At 38.5% G+C, this 23,647-nt stretch carries 19 protein-coding genes and 2 rRNA genes (1 of these 21 only partly in view); 7 read left to right on the forward strand and 14 right to left on the reverse strand.

What is annotated here, in order from left to right; translation table 11 throughout:
* Nucleotides 1-1,196: ribosomal RNA gene (locus EsVE80_RS13045) — 23S ribosomal RNA — on the reverse strand; it reaches 1,719 nt to the left of the window's first position.
* A gap of 229 nt (nt 1,197-1,425) precedes the next feature.
* Nucleotides 1,426-2,984: ribosomal RNA gene (locus EsVE80_RS13050) — 16S ribosomal RNA — on the reverse strand.
* Together the 16S and 23S rRNA genes form the textbook arrangement of a ribosomal RNA operon.
* Nucleotides 2,985-3,692: 708 nt before the next feature.
* On the opposite strand from EsVE80_RS13050, the gene EsVE80_RS13055 reads away from it, so the two are divergent.
* From EsVE80_RS13055 to EsVE80_RS13075, 5 genes are all read left to right on the forward strand, one after another.
* On the forward strand, nt 3,693-4,382 hold the full coding sequence (locus EsVE80_RS13055; RefSeq protein WP_173104215.1) for a response regulator transcription factor: 690 nt from the start codon (nt 3,693-3,695) through the stop codon (nt 4,380-4,382).
* The gene (locus EsVE80_RS13060; RefSeq protein WP_173104062.1) at nt 4,372-5,592 is read left to right on the forward strand and encodes a sensor histidine kinase; all 1,221 of its coding nucleotides are present in this window, start codon (nt 4,372-4,374) and stop codon (nt 5,590-5,592) included. Before EsVE80_RS13055 ends, EsVE80_RS13060 begins: the two co-directional genes overlap by 11 nt.
* Before the next feature lie 474 nt (nt 5,593-6,066).
* Nucleotides 6,067-7,344: a serine--tRNA ligase gene (gene serS, locus EsVE80_RS13065; RefSeq protein WP_173104063.1), complete on the forward strand. Its 1,278-nt coding sequence runs from the start codon at nt 6,067-6,069 to the stop codon at nt 7,342-7,344.
* A gap of 300 nt (nt 7,345-7,644) precedes the next feature.
* Nucleotides 7,645-9,108 carry a polysaccharide deacetylase family protein gene (locus EsVE80_RS13070; RefSeq protein WP_173104064.1) on the forward strand — a complete coding sequence of 488 codons (1,464 nt, stop codon included), beginning with the start codon at nt 7,645-7,647 and terminating at the stop codon, nt 9,106-9,108.
* Between the two features lie 206 nt (nt 9,109-9,314).
* Nucleotides 9,315-9,788: a DUF2798 domain-containing protein gene (locus EsVE80_RS13075; protein WP_173104065.1), complete on the forward strand. Its 474-nt coding sequence runs from the start codon at nt 9,315-9,317 to the stop codon at nt 9,786-9,788.
* A gap of 83 nt (nt 9,789-9,871) precedes the next feature.
* Here EsVE80_RS13075 and guaB read toward each other — a convergent pair whose 3' ends face one another.
* The 10 genes from guaB to EsVE80_RS13125 all read right to left on the reverse strand — a co-directional run bounded on the left by guaB (nt 9,872) and on the right by EsVE80_RS13125 (nt 20,024).
* Nucleotides 9,872-11,356 (reverse strand): IMP dehydrogenase, encoded by a 1,485-nt coding sequence (gene guaB, locus EsVE80_RS13080; protein WP_173104066.1) that lies wholly within the window; start codon nt 11,354-11,356, stop codon nt 9,872-9,874.
* A gap of 199 nt (nt 11,357-11,555) precedes the next feature.
* A complete protein-coding gene (locus tag EsVE80_RS13085; protein ID WP_173104067.1) occupies nt 11,556-12,245 on the reverse strand; it encodes a DUF1129 domain-containing protein in 690 nt (229 codons plus the stop codon).
* A gap of 71 nt (nt 12,246-12,316) precedes the next feature.
* The gene (gene ychF / locus EsVE80_RS13090; protein WP_173104068.1) at nt 12,317-13,417 is read right to left on the reverse strand and encodes a redox-regulated ATPase YchF; all 1,101 of its coding nucleotides are present in this window, start codon (nt 13,415-13,417) and stop codon (nt 12,317-12,319) included.
* A 377-nt stretch (nt 13,418-13,794) separates the two neighbouring features.
* Nucleotides 13,795-13,983, reverse strand: a complete 189-nt coding sequence (locus EsVE80_RS13095) for a DUF951 domain-containing protein (RefSeq protein ID WP_071865595.1) — start codon at nt 13,981-13,983, stop codon at nt 13,795-13,797.
* Between the two features lie 44 nt (nt 13,984-14,027).
* Nucleotides 14,028-14,918, reverse strand: a complete 891-nt coding sequence (locus tag EsVE80_RS13100; RefSeq protein WP_173104069.1) for a ParB/RepB/Spo0J family partition protein — start codon at nt 14,916-14,918, stop codon at nt 14,028-14,030.
* The gene (locus tag EsVE80_RS13105) at nt 14,908-15,672 is read right to left on the reverse strand and encodes a ParA family protein (RefSeq protein ID WP_173104070.1); all 765 of its coding nucleotides are present in this window, start codon (nt 15,670-15,672) and stop codon (nt 14,908-14,910) included. Before EsVE80_RS13105 ends, EsVE80_RS13100 begins: the two co-directional genes overlap by 11 nt.
* A 219-nt stretch (nt 15,673-15,891) precedes the next feature.
* Entirely contained in the window at nt 15,892-16,605 is a 714-nt protein-coding gene (gene rsmG, locus EsVE80_RS13110; RefSeq protein ID WP_173104216.1) for a 16S rRNA (guanine(527)-N(7))-methyltransferase RsmG, read from the reverse strand.
* A 243-nt stretch (nt 16,606-16,848) separates the two neighbouring features.
* Nucleotides 16,849-17,112, reverse strand: a complete 264-nt coding sequence (locus EsVE80_RS13115; protein WP_173104071.1) for a zinc-binding dehydrogenase — start codon at nt 17,110-17,112, stop codon at nt 16,849-16,851.
* Between the two features lie 257 nt (nt 17,113-17,369).
* Nucleotides 17,370-18,800, reverse strand: a complete 1,431-nt coding sequence (locus EsVE80_RS13120) for an alanine/glycine:cation symporter family protein (protein ID WP_173104072.1) — start codon at nt 18,798-18,800, stop codon at nt 17,370-17,372.
* Nucleotides 18,801-19,391: 591 nt separating this feature from the next.
* On the reverse strand, nt 19,392-20,024 hold the full coding sequence (locus EsVE80_RS13125; protein ID WP_173104073.1) for a FusB/FusC family EF-G-binding protein: 633 nt from the start codon (nt 20,022-20,024) through the stop codon (nt 19,392-19,394).
* Between the two features lie 458 nt (nt 20,025-20,482).
* On the opposite strand from EsVE80_RS13125, the gene EsVE80_RS13130 reads away from it, so the two are divergent.
* Complete coding sequence (locus tag EsVE80_RS13130; protein ID WP_173104074.1) at nt 20,483-21,184, forward strand: LCP family protein; 702 nt, start codon at nt 20,483-20,485, stop codon at nt 21,182-21,184.
* Between the two features lie 78 nt (nt 21,185-21,262).
* On the opposite strand, the gene EsVE80_RS13135 is transcribed toward EsVE80_RS13130, so the two are convergent.
* Both EsVE80_RS13135 and EsVE80_RS13140 read right to left on the reverse strand, forming a co-directional pair.
* The gene (locus EsVE80_RS13135) at nt 21,263-22,147 is read right to left on the reverse strand and encodes an SPFH domain-containing protein (protein WP_232061343.1); all 885 of its coding nucleotides are present in this window, start codon (nt 22,145-22,147) and stop codon (nt 21,263-21,265) included.
* A 52-nt stretch (nt 22,148-22,199) separates the two neighbouring features.
* The gene (locus EsVE80_RS13140; RefSeq protein ID WP_173104217.1) at nt 22,200-22,415 is read right to left on the reverse strand and encodes a hypothetical protein; all 216 of its coding nucleotides are present in this window, start codon (nt 22,413-22,415) and stop codon (nt 22,200-22,202) included.
* Nucleotides 22,416-22,722: 307 nt separating this feature from the next.
* Between EsVE80_RS13140 and EsVE80_RS13145 the strand changes: the two genes are divergently transcribed.
* Nucleotides 22,723-23,634, forward strand: a complete 912-nt coding sequence (locus tag EsVE80_RS13145; protein ID WP_173104076.1) for a hypothetical protein — start codon at nt 22,723-22,725, stop codon at nt 23,632-23,634.
* The last annotated feature ends 13 nt before the right edge of the window (nt 23,635-23,647 follow it).

Consider the following 23,647-nt stretch of genomic DNA (forward strand, 5'->3'; position numbering starts at 1 on the left):
CTTCGGTAGTATGTTTAGCCCCGGTACATTTTCGGCGCAGGGTCACTCGACTAGTGAGCTATTACGCACTCTTTAAATGGTGGCTGCTTCTGAGCCAACATCCTAGTTGTCTGTGCAACCCCACATCCTTTTCCACTTAACATACATTTTGGGACCTTAGCTGGTGGTCTGGGCTGTTTCCCTTTCGACTATGGATCTTATCACTCACAGTCTGACTGCCGAATATAAATGAATGGCATTCGGAGTTTATCTGAATTCGGTAACCCGAGATGGGCCCCTAGTCCAAACAGTGCTCTACCTCCATCATTCTTCACTTCGACGCTAGCCCTAAAGCTATTTCGGAGAGAACCAGCTATCTCCAAGTTCGTTTGGAATTTCTCCGCTACCCACACCTCATCCCCGCACTTTTCAACGTACGTGGGTTCGGTCCTCCAGTGCGTTTTACCGCACCTTCAACCTGGACATGGGTAGATCACATGGTTTCGGGTCTACGACTACATACTCATTCGCCCTATTCAGACTCGCTTTCGCTGCGGCTCCGTCTCTTCAACTTAACCTCGCATGCAATCGTAACTCGCCGGTTCATTCTACAAAAGGCACGCTATCACCCATTAACGGGCTCTAACTTGTTGTAGGCACACGGTTTCAGGATCTATTTCACTCCCCTTCCGGGGTGCTTTTCACCTTTCCCTCACGGTACTGGTTCACTATCGGTCACTAGGGAGTATTTAGCCTTGGGAGATGGTCCTCCCGGATTCCGACGGAATTCCTCGTGTTCCGCCGTACTCAGGATCCTCCTAGGTGCCTTCCAAATTTCGTCTACGGGGTTTTTACCCTCTTTGACTGACTTTTCCAAGCCATTCGACTATCTGAAAGAACTACCATATCGGAGTCCTACAACCCCAAGATGCAAGCATCTTGGTTTGGGCTGTTCCCTTTTCGCTCGCCGCTACTTGGGGAATCGATTTTTCTTTCTCTTCCTGCAGGTACTTAGATGTTTCAGTTCTCTGCGTCTACCTCGTATACGCTATGTATTCACGTATACGTAACATCCTATAAAAGATGCTGGGTTCCCCCATTCGGAAATCTCTGGATCATAGCTTACTTACAGCTCCCCAAAGCATATCGGTGTTAGTCCCGTCCTTCATCGGCTCCTAGTGCCAAGGCATCCACCGTGCGCCCTTATTCACTTAACCTTATAAGACCTTACGGTCTGGTTTTGAGCAGTTCTTCTAGCGATAGAAGCTTACTCAAGAAAATAAGCAATTGAACTTATTAAAAAACTCATTCAACGCGGTGTTCTCGGTTTGTTTTGATTTTTTCTTCAAGTATCCAGTTTTCAATGAACAAATATTTTGAGAGTAAACCTCTCAAAACTGAACAAAGACAAGTGACAAACTGTGTAGTTTCCGTAATATTCCTTAGAAAGGAGGTGATCCAGCCGCACCTTCCGATACGGCTACCTTGTTACGACTTCACCCCAATCATCTATCCCACCTTAGGCGGCTGGCTCCAAAAGGTTACCTCACCGACTTCGGGTGTTACAAACTCTCGTGGTGTGACGGGCGGTGTGTACAAGGCCCGGGAACGTATTCACCGCGGCGTGCTGATCCGCGATTACTAGCGATTCCGGCTTCATGTAGGCGAGTTGCAGCCTACAATCCGAACTGAGAGAAGCTTTAAGAGATTAGCTTAGCCTCGCGACTTCGCAACTCGTTGTACTTCCCATTGTAGCACGTGTGTAGCCCAGGTCATAAGGGGCATGATGATTTGACGTCATCCCCACCTTCCTCCGGTTTGTCACCGGCAGTCTCGCTAGAGTGCCCAACTAAATGATGGCAACTAACAATAAGGGTTGCGCTCGTTGCGGGACTTAACCCAACATCTCACGACACGAGCTGACGACAACCATGCACCACCTGTCACTTTGCCCCCGAAGGGAAAGCTCTATCTCTAGAGTGGTCAAAGGATGTCAAGACCTGGTAAGGTTCTTCGCGTTGCTTCGAATTAAACCACATGCTCCACCGCTTGTGCGGGCCCCCGTCAATTCCTTTGAGTTTCAACCTTGCGGTCGTACTCCCCAGGCGGAGTGCTTAATGCGTTTGCTGCAGCACTGAAGGGCGGAAACCCTCCAACACTTAGCACTCATCGTTTACGGCGTGGACTACCAGGGTATCTAATCCTGTTTGCTCCCCACGCTTTCGAGCCTCAGCGTCAGTTACAGACCAGAGAGCCGCCTTCGCCACTGGTGTTCCTCCATATATCTACGCATTTCACCGCTACACATGGAATTCCACTCTCCTCTTCTGCACTCAAGTCTCCCAGTTTCCAATGACCCTCCCCGGTTGAGCCGGGGGCTTTCACATCAGACTTAAGAAACCGCCTGCGCTCGCTTTACGCCCAATAAATCCGGACAACGCTTGCCACCTACGTATTACCGCGGCTGCTGGCACGTAGTTAGCCGTGGCTTTCTGGTTAGATACCGTCAAGGGATGAACATTTTACTCTCATCCTTGTTCTTCTCTAACAACAGAGTTTTACGATCCGAAAACCTTCTTCACTCACGCGGCGTTGCTCGGTCAGACTTTCGTCCATTGCCGAAGATTCCCTACTGCTGCCTCCCGTAGGAGTCTGGGCCGTGTCTCAGTCCCAGTGTGGCCGATCACCCTCTCAGGTCGGCTATGCATCGTGGCCTTGGTGAGCCGTTACCTCACCAACTAGCTAATGCACCGCGGGTCCATCCTCAAGTGACGCAAAAGCGCCTTTCAAATCACAAACATGTGTTTATGATTGTTATGCGGTATTAGCACCTGTTTCCAAGTGTTATCCCCCGCTTGAGGGCAGGTTACCCACGTGTTACTCACCCGTTCGCCACTCCTCTTTTTCCGGTGGAGCAAGCTCCGGTGGAAAAAGAAGCGTTCGACTTGCATGTATTAGGCACGCCGCCAGCGTTCGTCCTGAGCCAGGATCAAACTCTCATAAAAAGTGTTTGAACAGTCAAATGACTGTTAAGCTCAAATAAAATTGATTCTGCTAGCTATCGCTTGCATGTTGTTTGCTTCTCTAAAAGAAGCGCCCTACACATTGGTTCGTTTGCTTGCTTTGTTCAGTTTTCAAAGGTCTACTTCGTCGCTTTTAAAAATGTTTCAGCAACTCTTATATCTTATCAGTTGGCTCAATTCTTGTCAACTATTTTTTTCAAAAAGTTTTAAAAACTTTTTGAAACGATACTTCAGAAATGTGCTGCTCACTAAGCAACTTCGTTAGTTTAACAGTCGTTTTGGCAACTGTCAACAATTTTTTAAAACTTTTTTTAAGTTTATTTCTTAAGGCTATCCGCCTCAAGGACAAGTAATAATATACCAACTTTAAAACTTTAAGTCAATGAAAAGTTATTGATTTACCAACATTTTTCACAATTCAAAACTATTAATTTGAAACAGATAGAAATTATTCGTTATTTTCTCGTGAATAGCGTTTTTAAAACTAGGTTAAACGAAATTTTGTTCGTTAATTTTTCTGACATGGTTTTTAAATAATTGTTAAAAAGGTGCTCTGAGTGTTTTCTTTACTACTTTTTTGATACTATATCTTTAGAAAGTACGTTAAATTTTTAATTTAATCGTTGTATTACAAAACTTTTCTTCTATAGAAAGAAAAAAACACTTTTATTTACAGGAGGTTTTATTATGATGAAAATTTTAGTTGCTGACGATGACAAAGAGATTGTCGAGTTATTAAGCATTTATATTCACAACGAAGGCTATGAAGCGGTTAAAGCATACGATGGTAAAGAAGCACTTTCCAAAATCCGTACCAACCCTGATATTGAATTAATGATTTTAGATATTATGATGCCAGAAAAAGATGGGATGCAAGTTGTCAAAGAATTGCGGAAAGAATCACAAATCCCCATCATCATGCTAACTGCTAAAACAACAGATATGGATAAAATCAAAGGTTTGGTTGCGGGTGCTGATGATTACGTCACAAAACCATTCAATCCTTTAGAAGTCATGGCTCGCGTTAAATCTCTTTTACGTCGAACAAAAATGCAAATTACACCAGATCAACCAGATATTTTAGAAGTAAATTCTTTAATCATTAATAAAGATTCTCATGAAGTGAAAACAATTGATGGAAAAGAAATTCAGTTAACGGCGCTAGAATTTGGTATTTTATATTTATTAGCTTCTCATCCTAATCGTGTCTTTAGTGCCGATGAAATTTTTGAACGCGTTTGGAAGCAAGAAAGTGTTGTTTCGGCAAAAACCGTTATGGTACATGTAAGTCATTTGCGGGATAAAATCGAAGAAGCAACTGATGGAGAAAAAGTAATCCAAACAGTTTGGGGTGTTGGCTATAAGATCGATGCAAAATAAAAGTAAACAACGCAGTGTCGAAAAAAAGAAACGAATTACCCTAACTTCCAAAGAAATTAGTGAACTTTTGGCTGAGGGGATTGTTACAATTATTTTACTCCTTCTCATTAACGTTGCTGTTTTAGTAGTTTTAACTTCGATTATCAAAAACTCGCCTTCTTTAGAAAATGCGATTTGGGATTCCAAAAATATTTTTGCCCGTCGTCTCGATTCTGATTTTTTCTGGAATGGGCGAAACTTTATTTTACCGTTGTTCTTACTAATCGACGCAGGAGTATTGTACTGGCGGTTAATTCGGCGTTATCGCCAAATGCAATTACGTCATATTATTAGCGAACTTCATTATATTGCCAATGGGAATTACGATCACAGAATTCCTTTTGAATTAAGTGGCGATTTAAGTCGTGTAGTTTCTAGTATTAATGGATTGGTAGATAGTACTGTTGCCGCCATTGAAGATGAGCGCAAAATTGAAAAATCCAAAGACGAGCTCATCACAAACGTCAGCCATGACATCCGCACTCCTTTGACTTCTATTATTGGCTACTTGGGATTAATTGAAGATGGACAGTATCAATCTAAAGAAGACTTATTGAAATACACCCACACCGCTTTTGTGAAAGCAAAACAAATGAAATCGCTGGTGGATGATTTATTTGAATATACAAAGGTACGTCAACCTAGCGTACCAATTAATATCACTTCTTTTGACATGATCCAACTAGTTGAACAACTGGCCGCAGACTTTGAATTAGAAGCAAAGAAAAAAAATATTACAATAGAAGTTTCTTCTCCAAAAGAACAATTAATTATGGATGGAGACACCGAGAAGATTGTGCGGGTCTTCAACAATCTTTTTACGAATGCTTTTAAATATGGTAAAGATGCTACTAAAATTGTGATTGAAGTCGATCAAGTTGGGACAGAAGCGATTATTATTGTAAAAAATAACGGCGCTATGATTCCCAAACAAGCATTGGATTCTTTATTTGACCGTTTTTATCGCGTGGAAGAATCCCGTAACCAAGCAACCGGCGGGACAGGACTGGGTCTTGCGATCACGCAAAGTATCGTTGCTTTACATGGTGGCTATATTTACGCCAAAAGTAATGCCAAGTGGACCTCATTTATTATCCACTTGCCGGTTAAGAGTAATATTTCTCCTACTGCGCGCAATAATGCAGATGATTATCTATATCCCAAAAATTAGCCTTTAACTTTTTCAACAGTAAAAAGTCACACGATATTTTCCAGATAAAAGTAACTATTTTATTTGATTGATTTTTGCTGACTTAAACAAATTTGTTGCACTTTTCTGCTGAGAAGGCAAAGGCAGTTGACGAAATTTAAAAAGTTCAGTATGCTAAAGCTAACTTGATAGAGAAACGAGAAAACCTAGTAAATGGTGTAACTTTAAAGAGAGCTGATGGTGGTGTAAATCAGTAGGCCAAGCCATTGAATCCAGTTTTTGTTTACGTACGCTTATGACAAATAAGCGCGGCTGACTGACGATACCAGTCAACAAGGGCAGCGCAAGCTGAACTTGGGTGGTACCGCGAAGAAACTATTTCGTCCCAAGCATTTTGGGATGAAATAGTTTTTTTTATTTCTAGTTGTAGTTGAAATGTTGTCATTGCCCAAAGTAAAAAATCTTACCGATAAAAAAACAAAGTGAGGGAAAATAATGTTAGATATCAAAATGATTCGTCAAAACATGCCAATGGTAAAAGAAAAATTAGCAACCCGGGGTGTACCTGCCAACGTCTTAGATGAATTTGTTAAGTTGGATGAAGAACGCCGTACGCTTTTAGTACAGTCAGAGGAATTGAAAAAACAACGCAATGATGTTTCCGCTGAAATCGCGCAATTAAAACGCAATAAAGAAAACGCAGAAGATAAAATTGCAGCCATGAAAGCTGTTGGCGCCCAAATTAAAGAATACGATGCGAAAATTGCTGCAATTGATGAAGAGTTAAAAACAATTGCCACAACTTTGCCAAACTTACCTAATGACTCAGTACCAATTGGTAAAGATGAAGATGATAATGTCGAGGTCCGTCGATTTGGTACACCACGCAACTTTGCCTTTGAGCCAAAAGCTCACTGGGAAGTAGCAGAAGACTTAGAAATTTTAGATTTTGAACGTGGTGCCAAAGTTTCTGGTAGCCGTTTTGTTTATTACCGCGGCTTAGGTGCTCGACTAGAACGGGCTTTATATAACTTTATGTTGGATTTACATGTCTATGAACACGGCTATACTGAAATCATTCCTCCTTATATTGTTAACAGTAATGCCATGTTTGGGACCGGCCAATTTCCTAAGTTCAAAGAAGATGTCTTCCAATTAGCTGACACCGACTTGACATTAATTCCAACAGCAGAAGTGCCTTTAACAAACTATTATAATGGCGAAATTTTAGATGGTGCAGATTTACCAATCTATTTCACTGCTTTAAGTCCATCGTTTCGTTCTGAAGCTGGAAGTGCTGGTCGTGATACCCGTGGTTTGATCCGTCTACATCAATTTAACAAAGTCGAAATGGTGAAATTCTCTGATGCAGCGCATTCTTATGAAGAATTGGAAAAAATGACCAATAACGCGGAAGAAATCTTACAAAAACTCGGCTTACCTTATCGCGTCGTTGCTTTGTCAACGGGTGACATGGGCTTTTCTGCTGCTAAAACGTATGACTTAGAAGTGTGGATTCCCGCGCAAAACACGTATCGTGAAATCAGTTCATGTTCCAACTGCGAAGATTTCCAAGCCCGTCGCGCGATGATTCGCTATCGCGATGCACAAGGCAAATTGCAGTATGCCCATACTTTAAATGGTTCAGGTTTAGCTGTTGGCCGAACTGTCGCTGCAATTTTGGAAAACTATCAAAATGCAGATGGCACTGTCACTATTCCAGAAGTTTTAATCCCTTATATGGGAGGCTTACAAAAAATCGAAAAAGATTAATGAAGTATTGAAATAGCCACCTAGCAGAAAAAATCTTTAATTAGAGATTTTTTCTGCTTTTTTATGCTTTAGAAATTAAAGACAATTACTTATAACTTCAGACAGAGAAAACACGAGCTTTCTTCGTCTTTAAAGATTACTCCTTTTTTAGGCATTGACTTTCAAATGTCAGTGACTAAAAAGACACTTTTTTTGAAATGACGATAATGTAAGACCTTCGCCAACCTTTTTATGTTGAATGAGAAAAATAATAATGGTACAGTGAAAGCAATCATAGATAATTAGGGAGTTACTAGTGAAATGGAAGAAAATAACGGCACGCGCAGTAGTCGACACCTACAAAAACCAAAGAACAACCTTGGTAAAAATGTTTTCACGTTGCTTAGTATTTTATTAGTCGTTTTATTCGGATTTTTTGCCTATACGTTTTATCAAATGAAACAAGCTGAAGCAAAAGCGCAAAAAACATTTGAACAAAAAACAACGGCACTCTTACAAGAAGTGCAAGAAGAGCGGAATCAAAGTGGTATTCCAAGTGAAAAAACAGAAAAGAAGACAGATGACTTGGTAACTGTAACGTATATTCCAAAAGAAGATAAAGTCTTCTCTGTTCAAGACAGTCAAAAAGAACTGGCAGCACTTACTCAAAAAGCCAAAAAGAGTTTAAAAAACAAAAAAGGTTTGGTGGTAGCCAAGTTAGAAGTAAATCCTGTCAGCGATCAGCTAGATACGTATGAACTAGTGGCAGAACCCTACACCTGGTATAAAGAAAAAAATCGATTTATTCGGGGTAAAGTATTCACCAATACCCCTGCTTATATTAGCCACAAGACTGGTAAAGCTGTCACAGTCAAAGACTTAATTCCAGAAGAAGGCGACTTATTGGGTATTCAACAAGTCATCCAACAAAAAATCTTTGACCAAGCAAAAAATAAAGCAGCGATCATTGATAGCATTTTGGATTTGCCTCGAATTAATTATCAAAATAAAATTGATTTTACACCGAATGAATTAACCATCAACTTGGCACAAAATAAAACTGGCATTAATAAAATTACACTAGATTATAAAGATATTGCTGCTTATGTGAACACGGATTTTGTTAATCCCGAAAAGATTAAGGATGCTTTTCCCCAACTCGATTCAAACAAGAAATACGTTGCATTGACTTTTGACGATGGTCCAAATCCTGCCACAACGCCAAAAATTTTGGATATTTTAAAGAACAAAAAAGCCAGTGCCACCTTCTTTATGCTGGGTGAAAATGTCAGCGCAAATAAAGATATTGTCAAACGCGTGGTAGCAGAAGGTCACGAAGTAGCCAGTCATTCCTACACACATCCGGTTTTACCAAGCTTGTCAGATGCGGCTTTGAAAAAAGAAATTCGTGATACAGACAAAGCTATTTTTGAAGCTTGCGGAATTTTACCCCGAAACCTTCGTCCACCATATGGCGCAGCCGATGAACGCGTAGCACGCGTTGCTGGTAAGCCGATTATTAACTGGGACGTGGATTCCGAAGACTGGAAATCAAAAAATGCGGGGATGATTCAAGGACGTATCAAAACTTCTTTAACTGAAAATGCAATTGTTTTGATGCATGATATACAACCAGCCACTGTTGAAGCACTTCCGGGTGTTATCGATAATATGCGCCAGCAAGGATTTGAATTTGTTTCCGTTGATACTCTTTTGAAAAAACAACAAAAACCAATGTACGTCTACTTTGGTGCTGAAGATTACCGCCTAGCTAAAGATTTATAACATAGAAAAAATTAAAAACCACTTTGTACCTATTATGCAGGGACAAGGTGGTTTTTTATGCGTATAACAACATATCAAATAGTTAAAAATTTCTAAAGGGAACAAAAAAAACTTACGAAGAAATTTTTCAATTGCTACGATAGCTAACGTTGCAGCTAGAAGCATACAGGAATATTTTTTACTCTATAAAAGAAAGGATGATTTATATGCCGCAAACAAAAAAAGAAAGTTGGCTTTTCACCTGCACCATGTGTTTATTAATGGTATTAGGCATGACGCTTTATAATATTACCTTACATGGTAATTTATCACTTGGCACACTTGTTTCTGGGCTTCCCTTGGCTTTTGGAATTGCTCTTGTTTTAGACGTCTTCGTTGTTGCCAAACCAGCAAAAAAAATCGCCTTAAAATTGCCTACCAATAAAGAAAAAATGTGGCAAGTAGGCATTTCGATTAGTGTTTGTATGATCCTTGGCATGGTAAGTTTCATGTCTATATTTGGCATTGTAGTCGAAAGTGGTTGGCAGCATTTAAATGTTGGTACTTATTTCCATACCTGGCTGTTAAATTTTATTATGGCATTACCACTTCAACTTTTGCTTGTACGACCACTAGCATTAAAAGTCTTAAACGTAAATCGTACACTGACAAAGTCTTTCCAAGAAGATGAGTCCCTTTAACGTTAACTAGCTCAGTTTTATATTCAAAAAAGCACTCCTACTCGGTAGTAGGAGTGCTTTTTTAGGGTTTAAATTTAGAAAAATTACGATTCAACGGAGTAATTTGGAGCTTCTTTTGTAATTTGAACATCGTGAGGGTGAGATTCTTTCAAACCATTGCCACTCATTTGAACAAATTGTGCATCATCGCGAAGCTGTTTCAAGTTTGCAGCACCAACATAACCCATCCCTGATTTCAAACCGCCAATCATTTGGAAAATGATATCTGATACACTCCCCTTATAAGCAACGCGGCCTTCAATACCTTCTGGCACAAGTTTGTTGGCTTCATTGACACCACTTTGGAAGTAACGATCGCTTGAACCTTTTTCCATAGCGCCTAGAGAACCCATACCACGATAAGTTTTAAAACGACGTCCTTGGTAAATTTCAAATTCACCAGGAGATTCATCGGTACCTGCCAACATGGAGCCTAACATTACAGCATGACCACCAGCGGCTAAAGCTTTGACGATATCACCAGAATATTTAATGCCACCATCAGCAATAATTGCTTTCCCATATTGACGGGCAACAGAAGCAGCATCATAAATAGCTGTTAATTGGGGTACTCCCACACCGGCTACAACCCGTGTAGTACAAATAGAACCTGGGCCAATTCCAACTTTTACAACATCTACACCAGCATCATACAACGCTTTTGTTCCCTCAGCCGTCGCAACGTTACCAGCAATTAAGGTTGCTTCTGGGAACTTGGCACGAATTTCTGCAATCTTGCGTAAAACACCAGCACTATGACCATGAGCTGTATCGATAATAATCGCATCTGCACCGGCATCAAGTAATGCTTGTGCGCGTTCGAATGTGTCGCTAGTTACACCAACAGCAGCAGCAACTAACAAGCGTCCGTGTTCATCTTTTGCAGCATTCGGAAATTCAATTACTTTTTCGATGTCTTTAATGGTAATTAGGCCGCTTAAACGACCGTCTTCATCCACGATCGGTAATTTTTCAATTTTGTGTTTTTGGAGGATATTTTCAGCATCTGCTAATTTGGTACCAACTGGGGCGGTAACCAGATTTTCTTTGGTCATCACATCATTAATTTTAATACTGTAATCTGTCACAAAACGCATATCGCGGTTGGTAATGATACCAACTAATTTCCGGTTTTCCATCGTTTCAACAATCGGCACACCACTAATCCGATATTTAGACATCAAATGTTCAGCATCTTGGACTAAATGATCAGGAGTTAAGAAAAATGGGTCGATAATAACGCCAGATTCCGAACGTTTCACTTTGCGCACTTCATCAGCTTGCATCGCAATACTCATGTTTTTATGAATGACACCCAAACCACCTTGACGTGCCATAGCAATTGCCATCTTACTGTCTGTTACAGTATCCATGCTGGCAGAGATAATTGGAATATTCAAACGGATATTTTTCGCCAATTGGACATGCATGTCTACTTCGTTTGGTAAGACATGACTTTCTCCAGGAATTAATAAGACATCATCGAAAGTTAGACCTTTTTTAGCGAATTTCGTTTCCCAGTTAGACATTGTTAGTACCACTCCTCAGTTTTATTTTTATCTATGAAACTAACAGAAAATAAGTGACAAGTCAACAGCTGCAATTGTTTACGTAATATTCTGAAAATTATCAGATAATGCTATTATTCAATGTTCGGAAATATCCACTGACAACGTTGTAAATAAAAAAACTGACCGGAATTATCTTCCAATCAGTTTGTTGTAGGAATTAATTTTTAGGGATAGTAAGGGAACCTTCAATGTTGTATTTTTTCTTTAAGTACCAACGTAATGCAAAGACTGCAGCACCTAAAACTAATTGAATGAATGGATCCAAAATAATATTAAACGGCAACATGGCACTAACCGTGAAGACTAAAATCCATAAGAAGAAAACTGGAACTAAAATTAGCATTGTCTTCCATAATTTTGGTCGTTTACTTTTATCTGCACCTGGACGTTCATATTGATAAATATATTTATACATCAAATAAAATGCATAACCCCCAAATAATGAGGCAATAATCAAGGTTAATAAACCGTAAGTTTGTTGGCCGCTATTTTTCGTGAAGAGGCGCATTAAACCTAACATCACTGCAAATAAACCAAAAATAAACATCGCATTATCGGCCCACATTAAAATTGGTTTGGTTTCTTTCTTTGGTTCGGGTTTAGCTAAAATAGCTTCTGTCCGTTCTGAAACTGTACCAAATAATTGACGTGCGGTTTTTCCGCCTTTTTGTTCTTTGACTAAAACCGGCAGAATTTCATTTAAAGCTGTTGCCATCTCTGCTTCGGATAAATTCGCTGCTTCTAAAGATTTCTTCAAATCAAAAATATATTGTTGGTTACGTTTGGTCAATTGCGGTTCTAATTCGCGATTTTGTGCAACCATTGCGCGTAGTACTTCTGCATCCATGAATGACTTCCTCCTGAACTTCTTTTACAAAGGGCATTTTAACATATTGCAGCCAAGATGACACCGTTTTTTTAGACGTTAAAACGGAACAACATGACATCGCCATCTTGCACGACGTAATCTTTGCCTTCCAAACGAACACGTCCAGCTTCTTTAGCAGCGTGCATATTGCCATATTTATTCAAATCTTCAAAAGAAACAGTTTCCGCTCGAATAAAGCCACGTTCAAAATCAGTATGAATAATTCCTGCGGCTTGTGGTGCTTTAATCCCTTTACGGAACGTCCACGCCCGCACTTCTTGTTCACCAGCTGTAAAATAAGTGGCTAAACCTAGCAAATCATAAGCCGCACGAATTAATTGATCAAGACCGGATTCTTCAATCCCCAAAGCTTCTAAAAATTCAGCCTTATCTTCATCATCTAATTCTGCTATTTCTTCTTCTGCTCGCGCACAGACCACAATTACTTCTGCATTTTCAGTTGCCGCAAAATTCCGTACTTCTTGGACATAGTGATTATCATCAGCGTTTGCTACGTCATCTTCTGAAACATTGGCCACGTATAATACCGGTTTTGTAGTTAATAAGAATAAACTTTTCACGATTTTTTGTTCATCGTCGCTAAATTCAATACTACGAGCAGATTGGCCTTCTTCTAAAACCGGTTTGATTTTATCTAAAACAGCTAATTCTGCTACTGCATCTTTGTCTTTTGTCTTAGCAACTTTAGCAACACGCGTGTAGCGTTTATTAATGGATTCCAAATCTGCTAAAACAAGCTCCAAGTTAATTGTATCGATGTCTTCTAACGGATCAACACGGCCTTCAACGTGCGTAATGTTGTCATCATCAAAACAACGCACGACATGACAAATCGCATCTACTTGGCGAATATGACTTAAAAATTGGTTTCCTAAACCTTCTCCTTTGCTGGCGCCTTTTACAATACCAGCAATATCAGTAAATTCAAACGTTGTTGGTACTGTTTTTTTCGGATGCACCAGTTCAGTTAATCGTTGCAAGCGCCAATCTGGCACTTCCACCATTCCGACATTAGGATCAATTGTTGCAAAAGGATAGTTTGCAGCTTCTGCACCTGCTTTTGTGATTGCATTAAATAAAGTTGATTTTCCTACGTTGGGTAAACCAACGATTCCGGCAGTTAAAGCCATTTTCTTCACTCTTTCTTTTTTTAATTATAAAGTTGAAACGGCACGTTTGAAAAAGAGACTTAAGTTGGAAAAATAAAAAAATCGTGCTATAACTTTTTTATTTTTATTCTAGCTTCACAAACGGACGCTCTCCGGCCATACGTTAAATTTTGAGAAATCTGAAAAACAATGTATCAAAATTCCATCTTATTACTTGAGCATTATCTGCTTTTTCAAAGCTCTTTTGCTTATGACTGCTTTTTAGCCGTTGAAACAAGATTACAAATAAAGTTGAATGAGCTTGCTTAAAAAGAGTCTTACGCTAAAAAACAACACACTATTTTTTAGCTTAGTCGTTTCTACGTAGGACTAACTTTTCTAGCTCATAAAACTAAAGTTTACTTTTCGGGCGCTTTTTCTAGTATTTTTTTCATTTTTTTCTCAAAATCGCGGCGGGTCATCATGACGATGTGACCACAATTCGTACATTTAATTTTAATGTCAGCTCCCATCCGTATAATTTCCCAGCGATTAGCCTGGCATGCATGGGGCTTTTTCATTTCTACAATGTCACCTAAATCGTACATCTGAATCCTCCTCGTTTTAAAAAAATTTAGCTCGAACACTAGCTTTAGGACTCATCAAAGCGAATATCTAGAATATCCAAAATCCGTGTTAAATCTTTTTGGGACAAATATTCGATTTCGATTTTTCCTTTACCATCTTTTTCCAAGATTTCAACATTCGTACCGAATTTATCCATTAAACGATCTTCCCCTTCTCGCAAGTAATAGGGTTTTTCTTTAACCACACGCGGAGGTGTCTTTTTCTCTACTTTTTTCTCATTTAATGTATTTACCAGTTGTTCTAATTGACGAACCGTCAAGTTTTCTTTTACACAGCGATTTGCTAATTTTAAAATTTGGCTTTTATCTTTTAACCCCAATAACGTTCGTGCTTGTCCCATAGACAGACGATCATCTTGTACCATTTCTTTGACTAGTTTGGGCAACGTTAACAAACGCAGATAATTGGCGATATACGGACGACTTTTTCCTAATCGTTCGGCTACTTCGGCTTGCGTTAATTTCAGATTCTTCATCAACATTTCGTAGGCTTCTGCTTCTTCCAACGGATTTAAATCTTCTCGTTGTAAATTCTCCAAAACAGCCACTTGCATCATAGACTCTTCATCAAAGTCGCGAATAATTGCAGGAATATTTTCCCGCTGTGCTAATTTTGAAGCACGAAACCGACGCTCACCAGCGATAATTTCATAGCCTTTTACTGCAGATTTACGGACAATAATCGGTTGAAATACACCAGAACGCTCGATGGATGCTGCTAATTCTTGCAAAGAAGATTCATCGAAGGTTTTTCGTGGTTGATAAGGATTAGGGCGCAATTCACTTAAAGGAATATCAACAACTTCTTCTGTTTTTACGTCTACTTCTTCTAAATCTTGTAAGTCTTGAAATAAAGCATCAATGCCCCGCCCTAAGCCTTTGCCTTTATTTTTCACGGGTCAACACTTCCTTTGCTAGTGCTTGATAAACTTCCGCACCTTTTGAACTTGGATCATAATCAATGATAGCGAGTCCGTGACTTGGCGCTTCTGAAAGTCGCACATTACGAGGAATGATCGTGTCGTAAACTTTCTCTTGGAAATAGCGGCGCACTTCCTCTACTACTTCCGCCCCAAGATTGGTTCTAGCATCATACATGGTTAACAAAACACCCTCAATTTCCAAACCAGGGTTAAAATGTTTTTGTACTAAACGCACAGTGTTTAACAACTGACTTAAACCTTCCAATGCATAATATTCACACTGCACTGGAATTAAAATTGAATCACTGGCCGTAAAAGCATTAATGGTCAAATGGCCAAGAGAAGGCGGACAATCGATAAAAATAAAATCATAATCGTCTTTCACTTCTTCCAAAGCTGATTTCAACCGAGATTCACGAGCCATCATTGACGTTAACTCAATTTCTGCACCGGCCAACTGAATCGTTGCAGGCACAATATCCATATTTTCTCGCGAACTAGGTAAAATTGCTTCTTTAATCGGCTCTTCATTTACTAAAACATCGTAAATATCTTTGGCTACATCGGGCTTGCGAATGCCCATACCACTCGTGGCATTACCTTGGGCATCGATGTCTACTAACAATACTTTTTTGCCGATAAAAGCTAAACAAGCTCCTAAATTAACCGTTGTGGTCGTCTTGCCGACGCCACCTTTTTGATTTGCCACAGAAATAATTCGTGCCATCCTCTTGTCTCCTTTAATAAAAGTTGAATGAGCTTGGTCGGAAAATGAGGGACAAGAACAAAATAGACGGCTGACGTGTTTTGTCAGATGGTTATTTTTGCTTGTCTTTCATTTTTCCAGCTCATGAAACTAGATACAATAAAAGTTGAAACGGCTTGTTTTCACCGTTTAAAGATAAAAATCCGTTCAAAATAAAGCAATTTTGCTACCGTTTTACCACTATTTTAACGGCTGTTTGTTAGGCATACCGGGTTTGCGGGGATATTTTTTTGGTGTTTCTTTTTTCTTTTGGATTACCAAAATGTGTCGCATATCACCATTGGGCAAAGCAAGCTCTTTATCTTCTATGAATTTGCCTCCCAGCGTCGCAATGGCATTTTTAGCTTCTATCAATTCTTCATCTGATTTTGCAGCTTTTAAAGCAAAGAAAAAGCCGTCTTTTTTTACCAGAGGCAGGCATAATTCTGTTAAAACATTCAATCGTGCAACTGCTCTAGCCGTGACATAATCAAATTTCGCGCGAAATGCTGGGTTTTGACCAAACGTTTCAGCGCGATCGTGATAAAAATCAACCTCCGTCAAATTCAAACTTTGAGCTAAATGATTTAAAAACGTAATTCGTTTATTGAGAGAATCGACGATAGCGACTTTTAACCCAGGAAAAGCAATTTTTAAAGGAATGCTGGGAAAACCCGCTCCTGCACCAACATCACAAATAGCAGCCTCTGCTTTTAAATCCACTGCCACACCAAGTAAAATCGAATCGTAAAAATGCTTCAAGTAAACTTCTTTTTTTTCAGTAATCGCCGTTAAATTCATTTTTTCATTCCATTCAACTAACAGTTCGTAATATTGTTCAAACTGTTGCATTTGAGTAGAACTTAATTCAATGCCTTTTTGGGCCAACTGCTGCTGAAATTCTTCTGGTAACATGGCCTTTTCCTTTCTTTTTTGTGAAACAAATTTTTGTTTCACGCTTTCTCTACTTTAACGCAAATGGACGTTTTTCGCAATGGGAGGAATTGAATTTTAAAGGCTTGTTTAAGGTAAAAAAAGAACCTAGGGTAAAAAGTCGCAATCACTTTTGCCCTAGGTTCTTTGCTTCCGAGATTCAGGATGAAAAAACAGTTGTAGTCACAAATGTAATTTTCATTCCTGATCACCTCATCCTATTTTTTAGTTTACTGTATGTTTAAATTCTTGTGCTAATTTTTCATCCACTGCTAAACTAATTTTTCCCTTGACGCGCCCAGAAGCGCAATGGGCAACGGCTTTTTGAATTTCAGTTAGCGAAATAACGCTGTCAATGATTGGTTGGAATTGTTTTGCTTCAATTCGTTTGGTTAAGACAGCTAATTGCTTGCCGTCTGGTTGCATAAATAAAAAATCATAGGATACATCCGTTTTTTGGGCTAATTTGGTAATTAGGATAACTGGCAATCCCTAAAGCTATTTGCTTCCATAAAAGCTGTCGGCTGTGCACCTTTGCAGTACCAAAAGCAGTTGCTCTAGCTATTTTTAAGTATTCGCACAGCGACTATTTTACAAATTCCATTCCTACAATCAAAAAATAGCATGACGTATTGTAAATGAATGTCTCTTCTTGAACGAAAGTTTTCTTGTTTGCAAAAGAAAAAGTCACCTGCTTTTGTAAGCAAGTGACTGATTGAAAAATTCTTTTTAATGTAACACACACCCTAGTCCTCATCCACAGAAAATTTTGCTGTTACAAGCGAGCTTGCTGTTTTTTTGACCGTAAAAAATTTCCGGGTTTCTCTGACCACCACGGGACTTAAAAAAATCAATGCTATGAGATTAGGAAATGCCATTAAACCATTACAAATATCTGCCAGTGTCCATACGGCTGAAACGGTCAAATATGGGCCTATGAAAACAGCCGCTACATATAAAGCTTTAAATGAATTAGCAAATTTATTGGTGTTAAAAAGGTACGCCAAACAACGCTCTGAATAATAATTCCATCCCAAAATCGTCGTAAAAGCAAAGAAAACTAAACAAATCATCAATAAAAACGAAACAACAGTCTCCGAAAGCGGTAACGCTTGACTAAAAGCATAAATTGTTACTGCTGCGCCATCTTTCCCGATTTTCCACGCATCTGTTAAAATAATTGCCATTCCTGTCATATTACAAACAATAATCGTATCAATAAATGTACCCGTCATGGAAACTAAACCTTGGCGCACAGGTTCATTCGTACGAGCGGCGGCAGCGGCAATCGGCGCACTACCAAGACCAGATTCATTGGAAAATATTCCCCGAGCAATTCCTTTTTGCATCGCGATCATCATCGCTCCTAATGCACCCCCGGCGGCAGCTTCAAGACCAAAGGCACTCCGAAAAATTAAGACAATTACACTAGGCAATTTATCCCCATTCAAGACAATCAACCACAAACATAAACTTACATATAAAACAATCATTGCCGGAACAATAATTTCTGAAACTTTAGCAATCCGTTTGACTCCCCCAATTAAAACACCGGCAACACACATGGTAACGAGTAAACCTGAAATAATTACGGCCCAGGAATAATGATTGCCAAATAATTGTAACCTGTGATTTTTATCGGGATCAAAAAATGTTTCGGCTGCAGATGTAATCCCATTAATTTGTGTTAAGGTACCAATTCCTAACAGTCCTGCTAATATACCAAACAAAGCAAAAGCTTTACCTAGCGGACGCCATTTTTCCCCCAACCCTTTTTCAATATAATAAAAAGGACCTCCCAATGCTTTCTTGTCTGAATCAAATGAACGATATTTTACTGCGAGGACTCCTTCTGCATATTTTGTCGCCATGCCCAAAAGTCCTGCTAATTCCAGCCAAAACAATGCTCCGGGACCACCGGCAACAATGGCCGTTGCTACTCCCACGATATTTCCTGTCCCGATCGTAGCAGATAACGCCGTACACAAGGCTTGGAAACTTGAAACATCCCCTTTACCGTCTTCTTCGTCTTGAACCATGAATTTTAACGCCAATGGCAATTTTCTTAGCTGAATCAAACGACAACCAACCGTCAAAATCAACCCAATCCCCAAAATCAACCCAATCATGGGGGCACCCCAAATTAACTCGTTCAATTTTACTAACACCTTATCCATTTTACTCCCCCTTTTATTTACTGAAAAGCAGCAACGTTGACCAGTATTCTGCGCTTGTTTGTAACTTTTCACCAACAAAAAACAAGCAATTTTATTATTTTTGCAATAATTTGAATATTTCGTCATTTTAACAGGTTTACAAACCATTTTCTACTCATTCATGAATTTTTTGTTTCAAAAAGAAGGCAATGTTCGGATTTTTATCTTTTCATTTAAGACAAAATAAATAAGCTCGCCAACTTTCACAGTTGCTACTTTTTTACGTAAAATCTGACAGTATAAAACCTCTCCAAGCGAAGCTCTGCACTATTTCTGCCCCCTTATCCAAAAAATTAAAAAAAAGAAACCGATCTTCAAAGGGCAGTTCTTACCCTAGCGCTTGAAGATCGGTACTTTATGATAAAATATATTTTTAAAGTTCCAATTAAACGTATGCCCCTTAAGCAGAAGCTACAAGGTACTCCAAAAGGAAAAGAAATTACAGCTACTGACAAGAATACGACAGTATCATCTATTGCATAATTTAATCAAAACAAAAATCATTTAACAAATGTCAAAAAGCTATTTCAAAAACGTCTAAATTTTTAGTCTTTAATTTACTTTGGCGACAAACTCAAGCAGCTGTTTTTTATCATAAAGCTGATGATTGCATTTGTCGCTATCGACACAAATATAGTTTCCACGTTTTGTGTAAGTTCCGTCGCCACCTTTTTTGGTCGTCGCTAAAAATAGCGCAACTTCACTGGTTTTATGACAAATGGAGCAAACATTTTTTAAGATATTACTTGAAAAGTTACCTTTTAAACCTTGGAGGCCACTCTCGTCATAATACAACATAAACTTTTGTTGCTGACCAGCATCATTCCAGCCGACATAGGTGTGTTCTTTTAAATCCATAGCGTCAAAATTTGGTAAATGTAATTTTTTGGTTTTGCGAAAAATTTTTTCCACTTGCTTACTACTTGGCACAACAAAGGGTGTCACTTGCTCTTTTAAATCGTTTAAATAACGTTCAGCTGCGGCTTTTGTCAAATGTGGATTTAAAATAAATTCTACCAAGGCTGCTTTTTGAGTAGTGTTTTCTGGCAAAATTGTATTAATTTTTTCAGTTGTTAAAGCCTGGACGGCATTGACTGTTTGTTTGTCATTGACAGATTGATAAACATTAATCAAATCATCAATGTCTTTTGCTAGTGCAAAAAATTGATAAGGTTCTAAATTCATAAGATTTTCCTTTCTCCAAACCGCTGATGCGCAGAAGAAAGTCACAACTGCGACATCAGAATAACTGCCAGCCAATTGTGCGTACAGAAGATACAAATCGTATCATGTGACCACCACCTTGTTATAATCCCCGTTATCATACCCGTATTTCAAAAAAAATGCAACGGTCTCACGTAGCTAGTCAAAAAAGCTAAAAATTGATAGAGTGGAAATAGAAAAGCGTTGCAAATTCGTTTAAGTCGCAAGTATTTGGAGGAAATTTGCTAAATTATCTGTCAAATGTCTCAAAATTTCACCTTCATACTGTAACAGATTCATTTGTAGCACTAGACAGCTAGAAAAATAGCATGAACTTAATTGATCTGCCAGTAACCAGATTCATATTTTATCAATTTGCTACAGGCTCACAAACTAAACTACCTACTTATTAATCTAAGCACTGTCTAAGGAGGACTACTATGAAAGTTTTATTTATTTTTGAGGACGGTATTTTTTCCACATTTTTTGTTTATGACTTACAGGATAACGGTACTTTATGGCGTATTTGCCCCGAAATCAAGCTACACAATATTACCTTAGGAGAATTGTACGTCAAAAATTCAATCACTGATTTTTTGAAATACTTCTCTGTTGCATTTTCTCAAAACGTGACCAAATATTTTATTTTGACAAAAAAAGAAGGATTAGCTGCAGTGAAAGAGGCTGGCCTGGGCGCAGATGGTCTGTTAACCATTACAGTTGAAAAAGATTTTACCGCTTTAAAAAACGGTCAAAAATTCTTACTCGGACCGCAGAAACTCTCGCTAGCCGAAATTGATGCTTATTCAAGTTATCAAATCGACGATGATCAATCTTTTGATGTTTTCACTCGGCAAGAAGATTTAATTCGCTTTATGAAATGGAAAACCGTAACTCCCAGCCTAAGCGCCATTACACAAAACTTAGGTACGGTCAAAGAGCATACAAAAAGTAATCTGGGTTTACGGGATATGCTAAAACTTGGTACAGGGTATCTGGCTAAGGGTAACGCCCGTATGAAAAAAATCACTGTGCCAGCTGCTGGTACTTACAGTGTCACCGGTAACTTTCCCTATCAATTAGACAAAGTAAATTGGGATAAAAATAGCATTCAACTACATCCCGATTTACGCAGTGACTAATCTTTTTAAGGACCATAAAAAGATAGAAGACTACTTTTTAACGTAATCTTCTATCTTTTTTATCATTTTAAGTTACCGCTATTTTTTATCCGTCGCATCCCAAACTTGTTTAATTGCCGGGATATTGCCAATCTCCGTTAAATTACTTGGTAAGATAACGGTATTATGATTATTTTCCACCACATGCTTAAAGGCTTCAATGCCTAGATAAGACAGCATTTTTTCATCAATTTGACTTTCTTGAATGGCTTGGTTAATTTCTTTGATTCGTTTTTTTTCTGCTTCTGTCACAATTTGAATCCGTTGCGCTTCTGCTTCTGCATCGATTTTAATTCTTTCTGCTCGGGCTGTCGCATCAATTTTTGTTTGTTTTGCCCGTGCTGCTGCATCAATCTCCATTTCCGAGGCTTTGGCTTCAGAGTCCAAAATAACAGATTGTTTTTTACCTTCTGAAATGGTAATCAAAGATTCTTTATCGCGACTCGCTGTAATTAGTTTATTCATCGAATTCACGATTTCATCTGATACTGAAATTTCGCCAATATTAATGCGGTCAATTGATAATCCATAACCTGCAGTAATATCTTTCACACTTTCAAACAAAGCGACATTAATTTCTTCGGTCCCATTTAACACTTCATTTAAATCCATTTTTCCAATAATGCCCCGTAAATTAGACTGACAATCTTGAATCATGGAAACAACTGAATTTTGGTTATCGTAAACAAAAGCACGGACATCTGTGACATGATACTTGATTGCTTCATCGATTTCTACGATAACATTATCTTTTGTAATCACACTTTGAGGGTCAATTTGAATAGGGATTTGCTTTAAAGAAACGCGTTGTTTGACGTTGTATAAAATAGGAATTAGAAAATGTAAACCTGGATCTAAGGATTTCACGTACTTCCCAAAACTTTCTACAACTTTTACTTCTCCTTGTTCCACAATGATGACCATTTGTGACAACAGTAAAATAAGTAACCCGATAATTACGATAACAAAAAATACGCTAAAAATTGCCAATGTAATTCACATCACTTTCGTATAATGTATTGTTGACTTGAACCAATAATGCATTGGGTGTGTAAGATACGACCTCTAACATATCCCCCACTGCTGGCAAACCTGAGACAACTTTATAATCATACCAGCTGCCTAAAATTCGCACACTGCCAGTAAAACTCTCCTTGGTCGTACGAAAACATTTTCCTATCGTTTTTTCCATTTGATAATCTGCCAATAGACCAACCCACCTCCTGCGTACCAAACCTCAAGCCCCAACCTTGATTGCCACCATTATACCACTTGCAAAAAAAACAACTAGTGAAATATTTGGTAACAAACACCTTTTTGCTTTAAAATAAAATTCTAGAAAAAATGTTTTCGTTAGTTCTTTTATGCATTATGTACTAATGTCTCCTTTCACAAAATTGTAACGTGTATTTTTTAAGTTATCTCCTTATTGCAAAAGACTACTTGTCTAAATAGTTTTTTTATCAGCATCTAAAATGAATAAAAGAGGTGTATCTTCCATGGCTTTTTTTAAAAAAGAACCTACCAAACAAGATCAATTGCAACAAAAATTACGGACTTGGCTTATGCAACATGCCGGACAAGAAATCGCCTTAAACGATTTAAATGAGTACCTCTATCAAAATGATATTTTTACATTAGCTTATTTTGCAGAGGTCGGCTTTCAGGCACCCCAGAAACAAGTCGTGCAAAATGCCTGCATTTCCAAAAATGCTGCTCAAAAAATAGCAGCCATTAAAGAATCAGACTTTAATCATGAATTAACTACTACAAAAGAAGAAAAATCTATCTTGAACGGTATTATTACCAGTGATAAAAACTATTTTCGTCTCTATGTAACCCCCTCTTCTTTTCAAGTTGGCTGCTTACTGCTCGCTTTCTTACCTGAGACTAACGTCTACCAAGCTGATAAAAAAACTGGTGCTTTTGTCTTAAATACGATAAAAGAACTTCTTTATCTTTGCTATCGTTTTGATTTAGCGCAACATCCCCAATTGGCAGCCAAAAATTTGCCGCTAATGAGACTAGATCCCCCGTCTGTTACTCAGCCTATTTTGACAACATTAACAGCTATTCAAAATAAAACTATTGCAGAAATAAATTTGCAATATTTATTTACTTGGGTCTTGCAATATAGTGCCACAATTACTGCGACTAGCACTCTTTTTGCAGCCTATTCATCTGCTACTTTACCCTCAGCAATACAAACTAAAACTCAAGCAATTATAACGGAATTGTCCGCAAATTTTGCAAGCAGTGCCACTACATTAACAGAAACGACCGAACAAGATTCTTTGGCCATGAGTGCACAATTATTGGAACAAATTCCCCATTTGTTCCAAGATGCCAATCAAAAAATGATGGATTTCAACCAGCAATTACAAGAACAAGCAGAAAAAGAAAACCAATAAAAAACTTTCGACT

The organism is Enterococcus saigonensis, assembly GCF_011397115.1.
Taxonomy (GTDB): Bacteria; Bacillota; Bacilli; order Lactobacillales; family Enterococcaceae; genus Enterococcus_C; species Enterococcus_C saigonensis.

Excerpts from the sequence above, each read along its gene's own strand:
- serS (WP_173104063.1), top strand. The coding sequence starts at position 6,067 with ATGTTAGATATCAAAATGATTCGTCAAAACATGCCAATGGTAAAAGAA.
- EsVE80_RS13125 (WP_173104073.1), bottom strand. The coding sequence starts at position 20,024 with ATGAATTTAGAACCTTATCAATTTTTTGCACTAGCAAAAGACATTGAT.
- guaB (WP_173104066.1), bottom strand. The coding sequence starts at position 11,356 with ATGTCTAACTGGGAAACGAAATTCGCTAAAAAAGGTCTAACTTTCGAT.
- EsVE80_RS13145 (WP_173104076.1), top strand. The coding sequence starts at position 22,723 with ATGGCTTTTTTTAAAAAAGAACCTACCAAACAAGATCAATTGCAACAA.
- EsVE80_RS13120 (WP_173104072.1), bottom strand. The coding sequence starts at position 18,800 with ATGGATAAGGTGTTAGTAAAATTGAACGAGTTAATTTGGGGTGCCCCC.
- EsVE80_RS13085 (WP_173104067.1), bottom strand. The coding sequence starts at position 12,245 with ATGGATGCAGAAGTACTACGCGCAATGGTTGCACAAAATCGCGAATTA.
- EsVE80_RS13070 (WP_173104064.1), top strand. The coding sequence starts at position 7,645 with ATGGAAGAAAATAACGGCACGCGCAGTAGTCGACACCTACAAAAACCA.
- EsVE80_RS13135 (WP_232061343.1), bottom strand. The coding sequence starts at position 22,147 with ATGGTCATCATTGTGGAACAAGGAGAAGTAAAAGTTGTAGAAAGTTTT.
- EsVE80_RS13060 (WP_173104062.1), top strand. The coding sequence starts at position 4,372 with ATGCAAAATAAAAGTAAACAACGCAGTGTCGAAAAAAAGAAACGAATT.
- EsVE80_RS13075 (WP_173104065.1), top strand. The coding sequence starts at position 9,315 with ATGCCGCAAACAAAAAAAGAAAGTTGGCTTTTCACCTGCACCATGTGT.
- EsVE80_RS13140 (WP_173104217.1), bottom strand. The coding sequence starts at position 22,415 with ATGGAAAAAACGATAGGAAAATGTTTTCGTACGACCAAGGAGAGTTTT.
- ychF (WP_173104068.1), bottom strand. The coding sequence starts at position 13,417 with ATGGCTTTAACTGCCGGAATCGTTGGTTTACCCAACGTAGGAAAATCA.
- EsVE80_RS13130 (WP_173104074.1), top strand. The coding sequence starts at position 20,483 with ATGAAAGTTTTATTTATTTTTGAGGACGGTATTTTTTCCACATTTTTT.
- EsVE80_RS13055 (WP_173104215.1), top strand. The coding sequence starts at position 3,693 with ATGAAAATTTTAGTTGCTGACGATGACAAAGAGATTGTCGAGTTATTA.
- EsVE80_RS13095 (WP_071865595.1), bottom strand. The coding sequence starts at position 13,983 with ATGTACGATTTAGGTGACATTGTAGAAATGAAAAAGCCCCATGCATGC.
- rsmG (WP_173104216.1), bottom strand. The coding sequence starts at position 16,605 with ATGTTACCAGAAGAATTTCAGCAGCAGTTGGCCCAAAAAGGCATTGAA.
- EsVE80_RS13105 (WP_173104070.1), bottom strand. The coding sequence starts at position 15,672 with ATGGCACGAATTATTTCTGTGGCAAATCAAAAAGGTGGCGTCGGCAAG.